Below are 728 nucleotides of genomic sequence, written 5' to 3'. Positions count from 1 at the left end.
ACGTTGAAGGAATGCCATCATGAAAGTCGTGGTAATTGGACAAAAGTGGCTTGGTGAACGGGCTCTGGAAATGGTCCTGAATAGCAGCCATGATGTTGTGAAAGTCATAGCGCCGGAAGGAGACAGGCTAAACACCAATGCAACGAGCAAAGGTCTGGCTGTGTCGATCCCACCTTCACATCGCGCACCTATAATCGCTTCAGATGTGCCGGACTGTGACGTGATTATCTGCGCTCATGCGCACGTTAAACTCGCTCCCAGTGCCCTCATGAAACCTCGTCATGGCGCTATCGGCTATCACCCATCTCTAATGCCTCTATATCGCGGCAAAAACGCAATTGTTGACGCCTTGAAAGAACACCAGAAAATCATTGGTGGAAGCGTCTATCTCTTGGATGATGGCTGGGACACAGGACCAGTCCTTTTGCAGGATTGGAGCTTCGTACAGGACGGAGACGACGCTGCTTCAATCTGGCGACGGGTGCTAGCTCCTATGGGATTGGAGCTGCTGGAACGAGCTGTATCTCATTTAGAAGCATTTGGACATTGGCCAGAGGCGCAGATGCAGAGAACTTAGCTCCCAAAAGGGTGTCTTAAACGATCACTAAACCGGGCGTTAGAAAGTCACGTTTTGTCGTCCTTCTAACGCTCATATTTTGTAGGGAAAGAAAAAAGGCCGCTGTGCACGTTATATCGCCCACCTATGCAAAATCTCACGCCGCGCCACA

1 protein-coding gene is annotated in these 728 nt (G+C 50.3%); it reads left to right on the top strand.

Annotated features, from left to right (window positions below):
* Positions 1-19: 19 nt before the first annotated feature.
* Positions 20-577, top strand: a complete 558-nt coding sequence (locus tag PsAD37_RS12860; protein ID WP_063296486.1) for a formyltransferase family protein — start codon at positions 20-22, stop codon at positions 575-577.
* Positions 578-728 lie beyond the last annotated feature (151 nt).

The organism is Pseudovibrio sp. Ad37 (genome assembly GCF_001623075.1).
Classification (GTDB): Bacteria; Pseudomonadota; Alphaproteobacteria; order Rhizobiales; family Stappiaceae; genus Pseudovibrio.
The sequence above is the reverse complement of the archived record's forward strand: the minus strand, read 5'-3'. Positions and strand labels throughout refer to the sequence as shown.